We start from the raw sequence: 17,556 nt of genomic DNA, 5'->3' as shown, positions 1-17,556 counted from the left end.
AAGATGAAACGCTTTTGTTTAACGTTAGATCTGAAAGATGATCCGGAACTGATTGGCCGGTATGACGCCCATCACCGGGAGGATCAGGTGTGGCCGGAAATTATCAGCGGCATCCGGAGTTGCGGCATGCATACAATGGATATTTACCGGGCAGGGAACCGGTTAGTGATGATCCTGGAAACGGCCGATGATTTCGATCTGCAAGCCGGCTTCGAGGCCATGGCCGCATTGCCGCGGCAACAGGAATGGGCCCGGCTGATGAATGCATTCCAGCAACGGCTGTCCTTTGCAAAACCGGGTGAACACTGGGTAGAAATGAAACAGATTTTTAAGCTTTACAATTGATCGGAGTGTCTACATTATCCATATCAAAACCGGCCCGCTTCCTGGTGCCATTGTGTATTGTAATGAGCCTGATGTTCTTCTGGAACATGAGCCGGAACATCAATGATATATTGATCCCGCACCTGAAACGCGCCTGCCGGTTAACCGATTTTCAGTCATCGCTGATACAATCGGCCTTCTTCGGGGCTTATTTCCTGCTGGCCATACCGGCCGGTATGTATATTCACCGGAAAGGCTACAAAGCCGGCATGGTAACCGGGCTGCTGGTAGCCGCTGCCGGGGCCGCGCTGTTTTACCCCGCTGCAGAAATCCGTTACTACCCCCTGTTCCTGGGGGCGCTGTTTATCATGGCGGCAGGATTTACGTTCCTGGAAGTAACAGCCACCCCCTATATTTCCAAATTAGGGGATCCGTCTGAAGCATCCAGCAGATTAAGTCTGTCTGCAGCAGTAGGATCTGTGGGTGCAACCGTTGCGCCGTATATCGGAGCATTACTGCTGTTACATAAAGAAGATATCCCGGAAACGGTGATCCAAACATACTCCGCAAGTCAATTGCAAAACTTCCTGGCAGCCGAGGCCAATCTTGTAAAACTGCCCTATGTTTCGCTGGCATTGTTGTTTCTGATAATGGCCCTGGTATTGCTGTTTATAAAACTTCCGCCGATCCGGGATGAAGCCACAGGAACGCATTCCTTTAAAGCAATGCTCCATTATCCGCACCTGTTGCTGGGGGCCGGTGCGGTGTTTTGTTATGTAGGTGCCGAGGTGGGCATCGTAAGCTTTTTAATCCGGTATGCGCAATCGCTTAAGGTGCCGGGACTCACACAACAGAAGGCGGCATTGTTTATTTCACTGTTTATGGCACTGGTATTGGCGGGCAGGCTGGGTGGAGCCTATATACTGCGGAAGGCGGCTGCATCGCGGATGCTGGTTGTTTCTGCGGGAGGCGCCTTCCTGCTGGTGGTGTTGGCTATGTTGGTGAATGGTTATGGATCCTTATTCCTGTTATCGATGGTAGGCTTGCTGACATCCATTATGTACCCGGTCATTTTTACCTTAAGTATCGATGGCCTGGGCCGCCATACAAAAACAGGTTCTTCCTTATTGATCATGGGTATTGTGGGCGGTGCATTGATCCCACCGGCAATGGGCCTGGTTTCGGACCGGATGGGTATTGGCTGGGCATTTATCTTTCCGGCGCTCTGCTATATATATGTGCTGTATTTTGCGGTAAAAGGACACCGGCCCCGGTACGGAAATAACAAATAACAATAACATCATTTAAAAAGGTATAAACAATGAAGCAGATACAAATGATCGGGTTACTGATCCTTATAAGCAGCGGCCTCCTGGTGGCACAGGAGCAGGCGCCATACAGTACCATCAGCAAAAAAACAATGGAGGGGTTTATGGATAAACGGTTTGGAATGTTTATTCATTGGGGACCGGTTACGCTACGGGGAACAGAGATCGGCTGGTCGCGCAACCACGGAGTAACCCAAAACGATTACGACAGTCTGTATAAAAAATTTGATCCGGTATCATTCGACGCGGATGCATGGGTAAAAACCGCCCGAGATGCCGGGATGAAATACCTCACCATTACTGCAAAGCATCACGATGGTTTTTGCCTTTGGCCTACAGCCTATACGGCCTATAATATCATGAATACACCCTATAAAAAAGATGTGGTAGGGGCATTGGCAAAAGCGTGCAAAAAATACAATATCAAATTCTGTATCTATTATACGGTACTGGATTGGTACGACCGGCGTTACCCCCTGCATAACGACGGTAATGCAGTACCGGATCCAAAGGCAGACATGCAGCAATTTATACAGTATATGAAGAACCAGCTGACCGAACTGGTGACCAATTATCATCCCTATATGCTCTGGTTCGACGGAAACTGGGAGGCGCCCTGGACCGCAGCACACGGCCGGGAGATCTATGATTTTTTACGGAAGCTGGATCCGGAAGTGATCATCAACAACCGGCTGGGAAAGGGTACGCATGAAGTAATGGGCCCTGCAACAACCGGCGATTATGCCACACCCGAACAAAAGATCGGTGGCATCAATATGACGGATCCATGGGAATCCTGTATTACACTTTGTAAACAATGGGCCTGGAAACCCAATGATGCAATGAAATCACTGGAACAATGTATCCGCACCCTGGCGAGCACCGCCGGCGGTAACGGCAACCTCTTGCTGAATATCGGGCCCATGCCCGATGGCCGGATCGAAGACCGGCAGGTTGTACGCCTGCGCGAAATGGGCAACTGGCTAAAGAAATATGGTGCATCCATTTATGCTACCAAGGGCGGACCTTTCCCTCCGGATAGCGTACGGGCTTTTACCCGAAAAGGGAATAAGATCTATATCCATCTTTTTAAAAAACCTGCCGGACCGCTGAAGGTGCCGGCTATACCGGGCCTTAAAGTAAAGAAAGCTTATTTTATGCAGGGCGGTAAAATACCCTTCAGGCTGGAGCAGGAACAGATCATTCTGCCGCTTCCGGAACAGCTGCCGGATGAAAATGATTCGGTGCTGGTATTGGAAATGGATAAACATACCGAAACGGTTCCCCTGATCCGAAACTAGCTGTATCATTATCCGGTAAGCGACCAGGGCGCCGGGATCCTGATGCAGACAGCTGTTGCCTGACGCATCCTGAAGCAGCAGCACTTATACAGTTTTTATGTAGGGAAATACAATTGTGTTAAAATAGTGCAGGTATTGGCACATTTCAGGAATGGTTGAATGTAGCAGATGTATTTCCTTTGTAATGGATAACGAAGATGCGGTATACGGCATGTGCCGGTTGCAACAACTACATAGAAAACTGCCGAATTATATAATATGTCATCTGGAGGCCGGTAACGGATTTTTCCTGCGGCCGGCCGCAGACCCTTATCAAATAAAGATAAAATGGAAAAGAAAAGCTGTTTTTTAGCGGTCCTGCTTTGGTGGGCACCGGTGCTTTTTGCCCAGGATGACCTGAACCTGCAAAGCAGGATGCCGGCAGTGGTGCATCCATCGGCGCTATTTGTATCGGATTCATTTTATACCTGGTGCAGCAGCGTAATAAAAGGTGAAGACGGGCGCTATCATATGTTTTATTCCAGGTGGCCGCATGGAACGCGTACGGAGGCAGATGATTCGATGAACTATATTTTTAACGGCTTTAGCGGCTGGCTGAAGTATTCTGAAATTGCCTATGCCGTTGCCGACAAGGCGGCGGGTCCGTACCATTATGTAAAAACGATCCTGCGGGGCAGCGGCAATGCCGGCAGCTGGGATCGTTACACGATGCACAATCCGCAGATCCGTAAATTCGGATCGTATTATTACCTGTATTATATCAGCAACTCCTTTGATACGGATTTCCATTTTTCGGATAACCGTACCGTTGGTAAAGACTGGCTGCATTGGCTGAAATATAATTGCACCCAAAAGATCGGTGTTATAAAAGCCGCCAGCCTTACGGATCTTATAAGCGGTCGGTTTCAAAAACCGCCGGGGCCATTAATGCAGCCTGATAATGAACATACATTTGAGGTGGCCACCAATCCCAGCGTTACCAGTGGGCCGGATAACAAATACTATATGATGTTTAAATCGCGAAGACCCGATGTGGGACATATGACCATGTGGATGGCAGTGAGTGACCAGCCGGACCGGCCTTTCCGTTTATTGGGACAGGTATTTACAACTGCAGACCTGGCTTGCGAAGATCCTTACCTGTGGTACGATCGCCGGAGGAAACGCTTTTATGCCGTTGTAAAATATTATTCGAATGACAAGGTGCTGGCTCCCCAATTTGGAGCCCTGGCATTGGTTACTTCGAAAGACGGACTGCACTGGAATGCCGCAACACATTCATTGGTAGCGTTGCGGAAATTAAAGATAAAGGGAAGGCCTGCAATAGAACTGGCACACCTGGAGCGGCCTTTCCTGCTACAGGATAAAAACGGCAACCTGCAGGCATTATTTGCAGCGGCTTCCATAAAAGAGCCAGGTAAGGGTGATGCAACCCATACCGGTTTTGAATACAACAGTTTCAATATTTGTTTCCCGTTGTCAAAGAAATAATACAATCAATATAAGATTCGGGGTATATGCCTTCAGGCATACAGGGCATTTGCTTGCCCAAGGGCAGGACATGCCTGCTGCTTAAAATTTTTATTACAAAAACAACCATATGTTTTAATTATGAGAAGGATCAACAAACAATTACTCGTTTTATGGGTATTATGCTGTTCGATGGTAACATATGCACAGAACAGCGAAACACAGGTGACCGGTATCGTCAGGGATGAAGGCGGGCAATTATTGCCCGGTATCACCATTACAGCAAAAGGAACGCAAAACTCCGTAGCCACAGATTCCCGTGGCGCATTTCAGATTACGGTACCCCTGCCGGGTACAATCGTTATTTCCGGTGTGGGCTATGAAATCAGCGAACTGAAATTAACAGATCAATCAAAAATTGACGCAACGTTAAAAAGTGATGTAAAGGGGTTATCGGATGTTGTGGTGGTAGGGTATGGTACCCAACGGAAAGATAAGGTTACCGGGGCCATTGCCACCGTAAAAATGGATGATATACTGGGAGAACGGCCGGTAAGTACCACAGCATCATTGTTGCGGGGCGTAGTGCCGGGCTTACAGGTTACCATTCCTTCAGGTAGGCCCGGTGAAGGGGCTTCCATAAACATCAGAGGCGGAACGGATTTTGGCACGGCGCTGAACGCTTCCATAAATACCGGGGCACCGCTGATCCTCGTAGACAACACCGTATTCGACGGTCCGCTCAATTTAATAGATCCCAATGATATTGAAACCATAACCGTTCTGAAAGATGCCGGCTCTGCTGCGATCTATGGTTCACGATCGGCCTACGGAGTGGTATTGATTACCACGAAGAAGGGGAAAAAGAATCAGAAGCCGCAATTCAACTACAGTAATAATATTGTTTTTGCAACACCGGATGCGCTGCCACGGAAGGCCACGCCCCAACGAAGTCTTCAGGCGCTGATCGATGGCGGACTCACAAACTATTCTGTGGGCCAGGGGCAGGATCTCAAAAAATGGATCGCCCTGATCAGTGATTATCATTCCAATCCGCAGCAATATCCCGGGGGATATGCTACAGACAACGGTATTTTTTATAACCTGAAAGGCAACGATGCAGTGGGAGATATCCTGGGGAATGCCTCCCGCCAGTTTATGAATAATCTTTCCATAAGCGGTGGCAGCGACCGTACAACCTATCGCATTGCATTGGGAACAACCAATGAAAAAGGGATCCTGGTTCCTTCGGCGAATGCCGATAATTTCAAACGGTACAATATCCGCTCGGCCATTACAACCGATGTTACAAAATGGATGAATGTACAGCTGGATGCGAATTATACCTATGCCAATACGCGCCGTCCGGGCTATGCAGATCCGTATACCTATGCCGTAAGGATCCCGAGTTTCCTGGCAGAGGATTCCATCCCCGGGTATTCCGGGCAGATCGCCACCGGAAAGAACCTGGTATCGAATACGTATCCGACTAATTTCCGGTATGACCAATTGCGGATGATTGGCCGGATCATATTAAAACCGGCCACCGGGCTTTCGGTTACGGGGGAAGCCAGTTATGATAATTATCACGCATTAACCAGCTCCTACAATAAACTCATTTATTTACGGGATCCTTACGGATGGTCGAACCAGCCCTTTGGCAATGATATGGTCAGCAAAAACAATGAAGCCAAGGATTACATTACCACCAACATTTTTGCCACTTATTCAAAGGTTGTTCAAAAACACACGGCGTCACTGATGGCCGGCTTCAACCAGGAATTTAAGAATTACGAGCAGGAGATTACCTCCAAAACGCAACCCATCAATCAGGAGCTGCCTTCGATATCCACCTCAACCGGTGATGTAACCGGCGTGGATAACTACTCACAGTTTGCAACGAGGGGATTCTTTGGCCGCCTGAATTACGACTATGACAATAGGTACCTGCTGGAACTGAACGGACGCTACGATGGTTCTTCCCGGTTTCCTGAAGGACATCGCTGGACCTTTGCACCCTCGGCATCCTTAGGCTGGCGGTTAACCGGCGAATCCTTTATGCAGTTTATAAAGCCGGTTATCAATGATCTTAAGTTGCGGGCAACCTTCGGCACGGTTGCGAATCAGAATATCGGTGAATACCAGTTTATGGCCGCTATGAACCCCACCAATCCATCCTGGCTTAATAACGGGAACAAAGTGGTTACGGTAACCACGCCCGGGCTCATCAGCCCCGATTATACCTGGGAAACCGTAACCTCCCTGAACTACGGCATTACCATTGCCGCTTTAAAGAATAGACTAACGGCCGATGTTGATCTTTACACCCGTAATACCAAAGGGATTTTAAGTACCAATAATACGCCGGTTCCGGCCGTACTGGGCACCAGTGCGCCATTGATCAACTCGGCTTCTCTAAAAACAAACGGGTTTGAAATAGCAGTGAACTGGAGGGACAAGATCGGTAAGGTAGCTTACTATCTTTCGGCGAACCTGTACGATTTCGCTTCTAAGGTAACCAAGGTAAATAATCCCAACAACCTGCTCAGCCAGTTGTATGTGGGACAAAAAATGGGCGATATCTGGGGTTATGTAACAGACCGGTTCTATACAGTGGATGATTTTGAAACGGGGTCGCTGGATGCTATCTTAAAGAATGGAAAATTAAAAGCCGGAATTCCCAGGCTGGCCAATCAGTCTCCCAATCCCGGGGATATAATGTATAAAGATCTGGATACGGTGGGTACCGGTAATGGCATCATTAACCAGGGGCTCAATACCCTCGCAAATCCGGGCGACCGCAGGGTCATTGGCAATAATTCGCTGCGGTACCAGTTCGGCATCAGGGGTGGCCTGTCCTGCTATAATTTTGATTTCTCCTTCGTTATTGCCGGGGTGCTCAAGAATGATCAGTTCAGCAACTCGTATCTGTTTTTTCCCAACAACTGGCAGGTATACGGTGCCCTGTATGAGAACCAGCTCAACTACTGGACACCCGATAATCCCGATGCCTATTTCGGACGTATCTATACCACCACGCCCAACGGAACGCCGCAGACTTACAATGAACAGGTACAGTCCCGGTTTATTTTAAACGGGGCTTACCTGCGTGTACAGAATCTTACATTGCGCTATAATGTTCCGCCTGCTGTTTTTAAACAGCCGTTGTTTACCCGGCTGTCTGTAGCCTACAGTATCGAAAATCCGTTTATTTGGGATCATATGCCCAGAGGGATGTACCCCGATATCAATAACCTGGGCGCCGGCCTCGGTTATCCGTTGTTACGGAAATCTTCTATAGGCATCAATCTTAATTTCTAACCATAGCCGATAAGCCTCATCACAATACGTTAACAGTTTTAAAAAAAATACAAATGAAACGATCTATACTATACCTGCTGCCGGTGCTTGCGATCCTCGCCGGTTCCTGCAGTAAGGATTTTTTAAACAGGCGCCCGGTTGATTCCGTTACGGACGCCACGGCTTTTATTTCGTATGCAAATTTTCAAACCTATACCTGGAGCCTGTATGATTATTTTTCGGGGTATGGAGGAACCGGTTCTGCATTGCCACCTTATTTTACTTCGCAGGAATTAAACTCCGACAATTACCAGGTATCGGCAGGTACAAACTCGTTGTACATTACCGGTACCAAAGCCATACCCGTACAGGCGGGTGGCGCCACCGGTGCCCTGCAGATAGCCGGATGGAATTTTGCTTATCTGCGAAGCGTAAACGTGATGCTGGATCATATCGATCAATCATCCATGGCACAACCGGATAAAGATCACTGGCGGAGCGTAGGATATTTTTTCAGAGCGCTCCGGTATTATGACCTCCTGGCGGCATTTGGGGATGTGCCCTGGCTGGAACATGCGATTAACATTAATGACAGCACGGTACTCTATGCGTCCCGCAGCTCAAGGGATTCTGTGGCGCAGCACATCCTGAATGACCTGGTATGGGCCGAGGCACATATAAAGGCAGATGAGGACGGGCCCAACACCATTAATGTACATTGCATACGTGCATTGCTGTCGCGCTTCGGCTTGTTTGAGGGCACATGGAGAAAATATCATAACCTGGCCGGTGCGGGTACCTATTTACAGGCCTGTACTACCTATTCTCAAAAACTAATGAATGATTTTACCAGCGTCCTGCCTTCCTATGATGATGTATACAACAATGAAGACCTGATGAAAAAGCCGGGTATTATCCTGTTTAAACAATATGTGTCGGGGATGCTCATCAATACGTCCACCGCTACAACCCATCATACCGCACGTTTTATCACCACGGGCAATTCCGGAAGCATTGCCTGCCCAACGAATGATATGGTGGAAAGTTATCTGTGTTCGGATGGTTTCCCGGTTTCAACAAGTACCGGCTATCATGGAGATTCTGTATACAGTGCCTTCCGCAACAGGGATCGCCGGTTGTATTTTACGGTTTGTCCTCCTTACCGCGTTACCATGACAGCAAACCCCGCCTACGGCTGGGCCCAGCCCTGGGTTACCTTTGATACGGTTAAAACGCCTTCTTCAAATTATAACGAGTTTATTCGGTTAATGAACGGACTGGCGGCAGGTACCGTCAGCAAGGCCAAAACGCTGCCGCTGGTTTCCTGGGCGCCTGCACCCGGCAATGTGATCCCGCAGATCCCGCATTTTGCCGGTTATATAAAAAGCCTGAATAACCTGATCTACGATAACGGAGCCAACGGTATTTCCGGGCAGGCCGGAAATATACTAGGGTATAAGGATTGGAAGTTATACAACCGGTTGTCCCTGGATGCCTCCAATGGCAGCAGTAACGATTGCCCGCTTTTCCGGATCGAGGAAGTTTGGCTGAACTATGCAGAAGCCATGTTTGAGCTGGGTCAGTTTACCCAGGGAGTGGCCGATGCCACTATCAATAAGCTGCGCCCGAGAGCAGGACTCCCCAACATGAATGTGGCACAGATCAACGGAACCTTCGATACAAAGCGCGACCCCGATGTGGATGCCGTTTTATGGGAAATACGCAGGGAACGCAGGGTAGAACTGATGGGCGACGGATTCCGTTTTAACGATATTAAGCGCTGGGCAAAAGGTGCCTACATGAACAAAGTAGTGCTGGGTGCACGGATGCGCGTAGCCGATTATCCGAGCGGCGTTACCTTCGACGCAAGTACGGGCACTACCTACCGGAATGTAAAGTCCCTGTTTGCCGCCACGGCCGGATGGAACGACAAATTTTATCTGGAACCGGTGCCCACCCAGGAAATGGTGACCAATCCGGCTCTGAAACAAACAGATGGCTGGTAAGAACTCGTTTTCTTTCTCTAAATTTGATCCCGTTGTTCAGGTATTAAAAGATACATATGAAAGTATATAACTACTGTTGTTTTATCGTCCTGCTGTTTACCGGTATTGTAAATCGTGTGGATGCACAGTCCGGGCTGCAGAAAGCGCCCAGGCCCAATATGGTCGTGATCTTTATGGATGATATGGGCTATGGCGACCCGGAATGTTACGCGGGTGCTCCGTACAAAACCCCGGCAATTAACAAACTGGCTGCAGAAGGAATGCGGTTTACAAATTTTTATGCGGCGCAGGCCGTATGCAGTGCTTCACGGGCCGGTTTGCTCACCGGTTGTTATCCCAACAGGATCGGTATGCATGGTGCCCTGATGCCCTGGGCTACATTGGCCTTAAATCCTGCTGAAGAAACCATTGCATCCACGTTAAAGAAAGCAGGATACCGAACGGGCATGATCGGCAAATGGCACCTCGGTGCAAAAGCGCCGTTTTTGCCGATGCATTACGGCTTCGACGAGTACCTGGGCCTGCCTTATTCTAATGATATGTGGCCGGTGGGTTATGATGGTAAACCGGTTACAGACACTACAGACCGCAAATTCAAATACCCGCCTTTACCCTTGCTGGAGGGCGACCGGCCGGTACGCTTTATTAAAACACTGGAAGACCAGGGCACGCTTACTGCGACCTATACGGAACGTGCCTGCGACTTCATTAAACGGAATAAAAAAAATCCGTTCTTCTTATACCTTGCGCATTCCATGGTACATGTACCCATTGCTGCGTCACCCCGTTTTTTAGGAAAGAGCGGCGCCGGACTGTTTGGAGATGTAATGATGGAGGTAGACTGGTCGGTGAGTGAAATTATGCGCACGCTGAAAGAACAGGGAATCGACCGGAATACCCTCGTTGTTTTTACCAGTGATAACGGTCCCTGGCTCACGTTTGGAGATCATGCCGGTAATACCGGCGGACTGCGTGAGGGAAAAGGGTCCAGTTGGGAAGGGGGGCAGCGGGAACCCTGTATTGTTCGCTGGCCGGCAATGGTACCGGCCGGAACGGTGTGTAATAATCTTTCCGCCACGATCGACCTGCTGCCAACACTGGCCGGTTTGGCCGGAGCACCATTACCTCGGCAAAAGATCGATGGAATAGATATTTCTTCACTGCTGTTTATGAAGGAGGGTGCCAACCCAAGGGATGAATTGGCGTACTACTACGGACGTAACAACCTGGAAGCGGTGCGCAAAGGAAGCTGGAAACTGGTGTTGCCGCACCGGGGGCAGACGTATAAAACCTATATGCCCGGGAAGAATGGTTTCCCCGGCGGTTATGCAGATGTAGCGGTGCCCCAGGCGTTGTATGATCTGGCCCATGATCCGGGTGAAACACAGGACGTACAAAAAGCGCATCCCGAAATGGTTGCAGTGCTCATGGAAGTTGCCGGCCGGTACCGCAGAACATTGGGAGATGATCTTACCAAAACACCCTGTGCAGAGTGCCGGGAACCCGGAAAAATACCAACAGGGAAGGAATGAAAGGGCATAACCCCGGGTAATTATCTGATAACCGTATATAATCCAAATAATATAAGATGATTCGTTTTAAGAAGCTATTTCTAATCAGCGGCATGCTGTTGGTGACGGGTGCTGGTTTTGCGCAAAAGAGCCGGAAGCCGCGGCAGCCCAATATCCTCATCATTGTTTCCGACGACCATGCATACCAGGCCATTGGCGCCTATGGAAGCAAGATGATGGCAACACCGGGTATTGACCGGCTGGCAACAGAGGGTGCGGTTTTTAGTAACGCCTTTGTTACTAATTCCATTTGCGGTCCCAGCCGTGCCTGTATTTTAACCGGAAAGTACAGTCATATCAATGGCTTTAAAGATAACATGAGCAGGTTTGACGCCAGCCAGGATCTGTTTGTGAAACGTTTGCAGAAGGCGGGTTATCAAACGGCATGGATCGGCAAAATGCACCTGGACACCAAACCCCAGGGATTTGATTACTGGGAGATCCTTCCGGGCCAGGGGCATTATTATAATCCGGATTTTATTACCATGACGGGCAAAACGGTACGGCGTACGGGATATGTTACAAATATTACCACCGAACTGGCCGAGAAATGGCTGGCTTCCAGGGATGCCTCAAAACCGTTTTGCCTCGTGGTAGGACATAAAGCCACCCATCGTGTGTGGATGCCGGATCTGCAGGACCTGGGCCGGTTTGATAAAACAACCTTTCCGCTGCCGGATAATTTTTATGACAACTACGAGAACCGTTATGCCGCAGCGCATCAGGATATGAACATTGAAAAAACATTGCGCCTGGGTTACGATTTAAAAGTAATGCAGACCAGCGACATAATGGGGGCGGAGAATTATAACCGGATGAATGATGAGCAAAAAATGACATACAGTGCCTACTATAAAAAAATCGAAAAAGAATTTATATCAAAAAATTTATCAGGAAAGGCACTTACAGAGTGGAAATTTCAACGGTATATGCGCGATTATTTAAGCACGGCGGCTTCCCTCGACCGTAATATTGGCGCGCTGCTGGATTATTTGGATAAAACAGGTGAGGCCCAAAATACACTGGTGATCTATTTGTCGGACCAGGGGTTTTATATGGGAGAACATGGCTGGTTTGATAAGCGGTTTATGTATGAAGAATCGATGAAGACACCAATGCTGGCGCGTTTTCCCGGGGTTATAAAGCCCGGCACGGTGTATAAGGATATGGTGATGAATATAGACATTGCTCCAACGGCGCTGAACCTGGCAGGGTTGCCGGTGCCAAAAGAAGTACAGGGAAAATCGATGTTACCGTTGTTTAAGAATACAGAACATCATCCGAGAGATGCGGTTTACTACCATTATTATGAGGCCGGGGAGCATTCGGTGATCCCGCATTTTGGGGTGCGTACCCAACGATACAAGCTCATCCGTTTTTACCAGATCGCCGATAAATGGGAACTGTATGATCTTGAAAAAGATCCCAAAGAGATGCATAACCGGATCGACGACCCGTCTTATGCAGCTATACGGCAGCAGCTCCGGCAGCAGTTAGACAAACTGATTACAACCTATGCCGATAAGGAAGCTGCAGCCATCCTGTTAAAAGAGCAGCAGGGTGCTGCTCCTGGTATGAATGCACGGTAGCGTTTGTAAGGCAGAGCTACATTATGGGTGATCGACGGCGGAACCGGTTTACGGATACCGGTGTTCAATGGTATATGTAAGGGCATCTGCTTTATTATACACCGTTATTAATACAGCCGGGAATGCATCCGTTACATAAATATAACGTTTGCGCATCAGGAGCGGTGAACCGGGTATTGTTTCCAGTTTGGCGGCAAGAAAAAGATCGGCCACCACTGCATGCAGCGTTTCCTGTATTTTTTCAATACCCAGTCCGCAGCCTTTTTCAAGGATCTCCGAAAGCGGCAGGTTGAAGTTCTCCGAAGCAGAAACCGGCAGCGCCGGATTGAATTCGGTAATGGTATATTCAAGGGGTGCTTCCATGGTGCCGTTCAGCCGCTCCCGCCGGACCACTTTTATAGGAGCATCAATCCCAAAAAAGAGTAGGGCCTCCTTGGATACGGTAGCATAAGACACGTGCAGCTCGAAAGGACGGTGGCCGGAATCGGGTTCCGCTGCCTGCATGGCAACCTGCGGTGCGGAGGCAGGTACCGGCTTGCTGCCAGACACACAGGTACCCCTTCTTTTTTTTCGCACCAGCACACCCTCAAACACCAGCTTGCTGATGGCCTGCCGCAACGTACTGCGCGAGATACGGAGCTGCTGTGCCAGCTGTACTTCGGGTGGAATGGGCAGCCCTTTCTGATACGCTTCTCCGCGGATCAGTTGACGCAGCCATTCTTCTGCCTGTTGGTGAAGCGGAACAATGCTGTTATGGTCAAGCGGTTTATACAGCAGCTGATTCATTTTAAAAAATGGAGTCAAACAAATGCATCAACCGCAACGGTTCATGCAGGGTACAAAAGTATACGGCTAAAAATCACCATCAAACGAAAAGCAAAATAACATAAGAAATAGGCAATATAGTGATGGAGCGATCCTGCAAAATGAAATAGCTTTACACCGATAAATAAAACGATGGCATATGAATGACCGGATCCGTGATACCACAAGCTTGCAGCGCTATGTACTGGGAACAGCCGGCCTGGGAGGTGTTTGGGGACCCGTTGATCCGGAGGCATCGGTTAATAGTATCCTCTATGCACTGGAAAGGGGTATTCCGGCAATCGATACTGCTCCGGCATACGGGGATGGGGAGGCATTTGTTGGCCGGGCGTTACGGCAGTGGAAAGGAGCAAGCCCGATGGTGAGCACGAAAACCGGGCGCCTGAAAAGCTATGCTTCCGATAATGGTATTTATAATTATACACCGGATGGTATGGCCAGGAGTGTTGATCATAGCCTGCGTATGCTGGGTTTATCAAAGGTTGACGTATTGTTCCTGCATGAACCCGCCGCCATTCCGGATAAGGAAATAGAACCGGCCGTTTTAAAGATGATGGCGCTGAAACAGGAAGGCTGTACATCACAGATCGGGTTGGGTGGAAACTACCCGGCTTCTTTTCTTCCATACCTGGATGCCGGTATTTTTGACGTGGTAATGGAATACAACCGGCTTAATGCCTGTTGCATAGATGCATTGGATACATCGCTGCCCGGGTGCAGCCGCCGTAATATTGCCTATTGGGCGGCCAGTCCGCTGCATATGGGATTATTGGGTGGCCGCTTTGAATCGTTTACCCGCAACAGGCCGCAATGGCTGCAGCAAAAATGCCTGGACACCGCCTCAGGAGTCAATAAACTGGCCATCGAAAAGCAGCTGTCCCTGCCATCGCTGGCGCTTCGCTTTTTGCAGAATATCCCCTGGCCGTTCCGTATGGTTATAGGCCCGGCAAATTGGCAGGAGCTCAGCGAAAGCCTGGAGGCAATTTTAGACGGACCGCTTGAAAACGCCATATACAATGAGATCATTGGATATATAAAAGAACAGCATTAAGTCATTACAATGTACCAGATCGATAACGAAGTGTTCCGGATCATCCGCGCTCAAATCAGGGTATTGGAGCCGGTAACCACTGTTACCCCATTTCAGGATGCTACCATGGGGCCCTTCCACGCATTCGGACTTTCCATCCTCACCATCGAGGATGAGGGTGGAAATACAGGCGAAGCACCGGTATTCAATACCTATATAAACATCCTGGAAAAATGTTTTTTCCCGATACTTTTTCATTCCGGCAACCTTCCCTATAAACAACTCTATACCCTGTTGTACTGGTCTATCCGCAATGAAGGATTCCGGGGGCAGGCGGCGGCATTGCTGGGGCAGCTGGATATGGCCCTGCATGATCTGGCGGCCCGGCGAAGCGGCCAACCGATGCACTGCTACCTGAATGCCACGCGGAACTGGACCCGCATGTACGGAAGTGGCGGCGGTACCAACTATAGTTTGAAGGAGCTGGAAACAGAAATCGGCCGATTCCTGGATGCCGGTGCAGACTGTGTCAAAATAAAGGTGGGCAGGGATTTTGGTACCCGGATGGCCGAAGATATCGAGCGGGTCAAATTTGTACGGCAACTGATCGGGAACCATACCCGGCTTGCGGTAGACGCCAACCAGATATGGACATTGGAACAGGCGCTGGATTTTATTAATAAGGTAGCGCACCTGGATATTGCCTGGCTGGAGGAGCCTGTTCATTCGGCGGCTTATGCCGAAATTGAAAAGCTTTGCAAAAGATCCCCGGTAAAAATAGCTTACGGAGAATCGGAGCGAACGGCAAAAACATTTCCCGCACTGGTTAATGCCGGCGTAGCGCATTTACAGCCGGTGCCCACACAATTGGGCGGCATCAGGGAATGGCAGGAGGTAAGAGACCTGGCCGCAACGCAGCAGATCGATTTTTCATCGGGCGGGCACTCTCTTTATACGGCTTGCTTGATGACAACGGCACCGGAGGAATGGCCGGTGGAATATTTGTATGCCATTATGCATGGCCTGGAGCAATATTTTATGGTGTATCCGCAATGGAAAAACGGCCGCTTTATCCTGCCCGATATTGAGGGGCTTCCGTTACGGATCGACTGGGATTACTGGAAACAAAAACATAAAATCATCATGCACCGTACCTGGACAAAAGAAGATGTAAAGAAATATGAACCGGCGGTAAACATGTAAGTATATAAAAAGCGCATCGATGCATATAACGCTTGAAATTGCAGACTATGTGGTGTTACTGATATACATCGTCCTGCTGCTTGCGATCGGGTTTTATCTCAATAAACGGTCTGCAGGCGGCCATTCCGACATATTTCTCGGTGGCAGAACGCTTCGTTGGTGGCAGATCGGTTTTAGTTTGTTTAGTGCCAATGCCGGTCCGATGATGCTGGTAGGTTTTGCAGGAATCGGGTTCTCGCACGGGGTAGTGGGCAGCAACTTCGAATGGCTGGCCTGGATCTTTCTTTTGTTACTGGCGATGTGTTTCCTGCCACATTACATGGCTACCAGGATCAGTACCATGCCCCAGTTTTTAAAATTACGCTTTGGAAACCGGGCCTACTATTTTCTGGTGCTTTACAGTCTTATTTCCATTCTGCTGGTATGGCTGGGAAGCGCATTGTATGCAGGAGGGCTGATCATATCACAGGTATTTGGCTGGTCGCTTACATTTTCGGTGGTGCTGGTTACCGTTATTGCCACCAGCTTTACGGCCGTTGGCGGATTAAAAGCCGTGGTGCGCACCGGTATCTTTCAATCGGTGATCATTATTTTTTCATCGGTGGTGCTTACATGGCTGGCATTAAAACGGATCGGCGGCGTTACGGCATTTGTGCAGGCGCTTCCGGATCATTACTGGAAACTGTTCCGGCCGGCTGCTGATCCCGAATATTCCTGGATCGCCATCCTTGCGGGATACCCGGTAGTGGCTGTATATTACTGGTGTGCCGATCAAACGATCGTGCAAAAAGTACTGGCGGCCCGGGATCTGAAAGAAGGGCAATACGGTGCCTTGTTCCTGGCGGTATTAAAAATCATTATGCCGCTGATCTTTATTTTTCCGGGCATGATGTGTTTTGTATTGTTTAAAGACACGGCACAGGCAGACAATGCGTATATTACATTGGTGACCGGGCTGATGCCGCATGGGTTGCTTGGATTATGCCTTGCTGCGCTGATTGCCGCATTGATTGATACGGTTTCGTCTGGCCTGAATTCGTTCAGCACCGTTTTTACCCTCGATGTGGCCGGCCGTTTCCGCGAGATGGACGATGTGGCAAAACGGCGTATGGGGAAATGGGTAACGCTCATTGCCGGTGGCCTGGCCATTGGAGTGGCCATGTTGTTCTCCCGTTCCGGAAAGGGGTTCTTTGAACTGAGCCAGGGAATGGTATCGATACTGGCGCCACCATTATCGGTTGTTTTTCTTACCGGCATCCTTTGGAAGCGGATGAGCCGTTTAGCGGCCGAAGTGGTGTTGTATGGAGGTGGAATGGTTTGCCTGGCTGTGGGTATCTGCAATGTGCTCAATATGCCCTATTCCGGTTTCTGGCCCCATTTTCTCATCCTGTCTGTGTACCTTTTTATCGGGTTATTGGCCGTGGGTATCATCATCTCGCTGTTGCCAATAGCTGCCCGTCCTGCGCCGGCACTTCCGTCGCTGCTGGAAACCGATAAGCGCAGGGGAAGCAACCTGCGTGGTGTATGGCTGGGATGGGCATTGCTCACGATGGTGATGACCGTCATTTACTGGTTATTCCGGTAAAGGCCGTTGGATAAAGAAGGCATG

At 49.2% G+C, this 17,556-nt stretch carries 12 protein-coding genes; 11 read left to right on the top strand and 1 reads right to left on the bottom strand.

Features of this window, described 5'->3' with window-relative positions:
- Positions 1–3 precede the first annotated feature (3 nt).
- The 8 genes from LQ567_RS03775 to LQ567_RS03740 all read left to right on the top strand — a co-directional run bounded on the left by LQ567_RS03775 (position 4) and on the right by LQ567_RS03740 (position 12,889).
- Positions 4–345 (top strand): L-rhamnose mutarotase, encoded by a 342-nt coding sequence (locus tag LQ567_RS03775; protein ID WP_231002767.1) that lies wholly within the window; start codon positions 4–6, stop codon positions 343–345.
- A 5-nt stretch (positions 346–350) separates the two neighbouring features.
- Entirely contained in the window at positions 351–1,616 is a 1,266-nt protein-coding gene (fucP, locus tag LQ567_RS03770; RefSeq protein WP_231002766.1) for an L-fucose:H+ symporter permease, read from the top strand.
- A gap of 29 nt (positions 1,617–1,645) precedes the next feature.
- Positions 1,646–2,953 carry an alpha-L-fucosidase gene (locus tag LQ567_RS03765; RefSeq protein WP_231002765.1) on the top strand — a complete coding sequence of 436 codons (1,308 nt, stop codon included), beginning with the start codon at positions 1,646–1,648 and terminating at the stop codon, positions 2,951–2,953.
- 327 nt (positions 2,954–3,280) lie between these two features.
- Positions 3,281–4,444, top strand: coding sequence for a glycoside hydrolase family protein (locus tag LQ567_RS03760; RefSeq protein ID WP_231002764.1), 1,164 nt, complete (start codon positions 3,281–3,283; stop codon positions 4,442–4,444).
- A gap of 120 nt (positions 4,445–4,564) precedes the next feature.
- Positions 4,565–7,744 (top strand): SusC/RagA family TonB-linked outer membrane protein, encoded by a 3,180-nt coding sequence (locus LQ567_RS03755; RefSeq protein WP_231002763.1) that lies wholly within the window; start codon positions 4,565–4,567, stop codon positions 7,742–7,744.
- Between the two features lie 53 nt (positions 7,745–7,797).
- Positions 7,798–9,729 (top strand): RagB/SusD family nutrient uptake outer membrane protein, encoded by a 1,932-nt coding sequence (locus tag LQ567_RS03750; RefSeq protein WP_231002762.1) that lies wholly within the window; start codon positions 7,798–7,800, stop codon positions 9,727–9,729.
- Between the two features lie 56 nt (positions 9,730–9,785).
- On the top strand, positions 9,786–11,261 hold the full coding sequence (locus LQ567_RS03745; protein ID WP_231002761.1) for a sulfatase family protein: 1,476 nt from the start codon (positions 9,786–9,788) through the stop codon (positions 11,259–11,261).
- A 56-nt stretch (positions 11,262–11,317) separates the two neighbouring features.
- On the top strand, positions 11,318–12,889 hold the full coding sequence (locus LQ567_RS03740; protein WP_231002760.1) for a sulfatase family protein: 1,572 nt from the start codon (positions 11,318–11,320) through the stop codon (positions 12,887–12,889).
- 48 nt (positions 12,890–12,937) lie between these two features.
- Here LQ567_RS03740 and LQ567_RS03735 read toward each other — a convergent pair whose 3' ends face one another.
- Positions 12,938–13,675 (bottom strand): GntR family transcriptional regulator, encoded by a 738-nt coding sequence (locus LQ567_RS03735; RefSeq protein WP_231002759.1) that lies wholly within the window; start codon positions 13,673–13,675, stop codon positions 12,938–12,940.
- 178 nt (positions 13,676–13,853) lie between these two features.
- On the opposite strand from LQ567_RS03735, the gene LQ567_RS03730 reads away from it, so the two are divergent.
- The 3 genes from LQ567_RS03730 to LQ567_RS03720 are packed head-to-tail and all read left to right on the top strand — an operon-like array spanning position 13,854 to position 17,532.
- Positions 13,854–14,765 (top strand): aldo/keto reductase, encoded by a 912-nt coding sequence (locus LQ567_RS03730; protein WP_231002758.1) that lies wholly within the window; start codon positions 13,854–13,856, stop codon positions 14,763–14,765.
- Between the two features lie 9 nt (positions 14,766–14,774).
- Entirely contained in the window at positions 14,775–15,947 is a 1,173-nt protein-coding gene (locus LQ567_RS03725; protein ID WP_231002757.1) for an enolase C-terminal domain-like protein, read from the top strand.
- 19 nt (positions 15,948–15,966) lie between these two features.
- A complete protein-coding gene (locus tag LQ567_RS03720; RefSeq protein ID WP_231002756.1) occupies positions 15,967–17,532 on the top strand; it encodes a sodium:solute symporter family transporter in 1,566 nt (521 codons plus the stop codon).
- The last annotated feature ends 24 nt before the right edge of the window (positions 17,533–17,556 follow it).

The organism is Niabella pedocola (assembly GCF_021044425.1).
GTDB classification, from domain to species: Bacteria; Bacteroidota; Bacteroidia; order Chitinophagales; family Chitinophagaceae; genus Niabella; species Niabella pedocola.
The sequence above is the reverse complement of the archived record's forward strand: the minus strand, read 5'-3'. Positions and strand labels throughout refer to the sequence as shown.

Excerpts from the sequence above, each read along its gene's own strand:
- LQ567_RS03720 (WP_231002756.1), top strand. The coding sequence starts at position 15,967 with ATGCATATAACGCTTGAAATTGCAGACTATGTGGTGTTACTGATATAC.
- LQ567_RS03735 (WP_231002759.1), bottom strand. The coding sequence starts at position 13,675 with ATGAATCAGCTGCTGTATAAACCGCTTGACCATAACAGCATTGTTCCG.
- LQ567_RS03755 (WP_231002763.1), top strand. The coding sequence starts at position 4,565 with ATGAGAAGGATCAACAAACAATTACTCGTTTTATGGGTATTATGCTGT.
- LQ567_RS03775 (WP_231002767.1), top strand. The coding sequence starts at position 4 with ATGAAACGCTTTTGTTTAACGTTAGATCTGAAAGATGATCCGGAACTG.
- LQ567_RS03725 (WP_231002757.1), top strand. The coding sequence starts at position 14,775 with ATGTACCAGATCGATAACGAAGTGTTCCGGATCATCCGCGCTCAAATC.
- LQ567_RS03750 (WP_231002762.1), top strand. The coding sequence starts at position 7,798 with ATGAAACGATCTATACTATACCTGCTGCCGGTGCTTGCGATCCTCGCC.
- LQ567_RS03740 (WP_231002760.1), top strand. The coding sequence starts at position 11,318 with ATGATTCGTTTTAAGAAGCTATTTCTAATCAGCGGCATGCTGTTGGTG.
- LQ567_RS03730 (WP_231002758.1), top strand. The coding sequence starts at position 13,854 with ATGAATGACCGGATCCGTGATACCACAAGCTTGCAGCGCTATGTACTG.
- LQ567_RS03765 (WP_231002765.1), top strand. The coding sequence starts at position 1,646 with ATGAAGCAGATACAAATGATCGGGTTACTGATCCTTATAAGCAGCGGC.
- LQ567_RS03745 (WP_231002761.1), top strand. The coding sequence starts at position 9,786 with ATGAAAGTATATAACTACTGTTGTTTTATCGTCCTGCTGTTTACCGGT.
- LQ567_RS03760 (WP_231002764.1), top strand. The coding sequence starts at position 3,281 with ATGGAAAAGAAAAGCTGTTTTTTAGCGGTCCTGCTTTGGTGGGCACCG.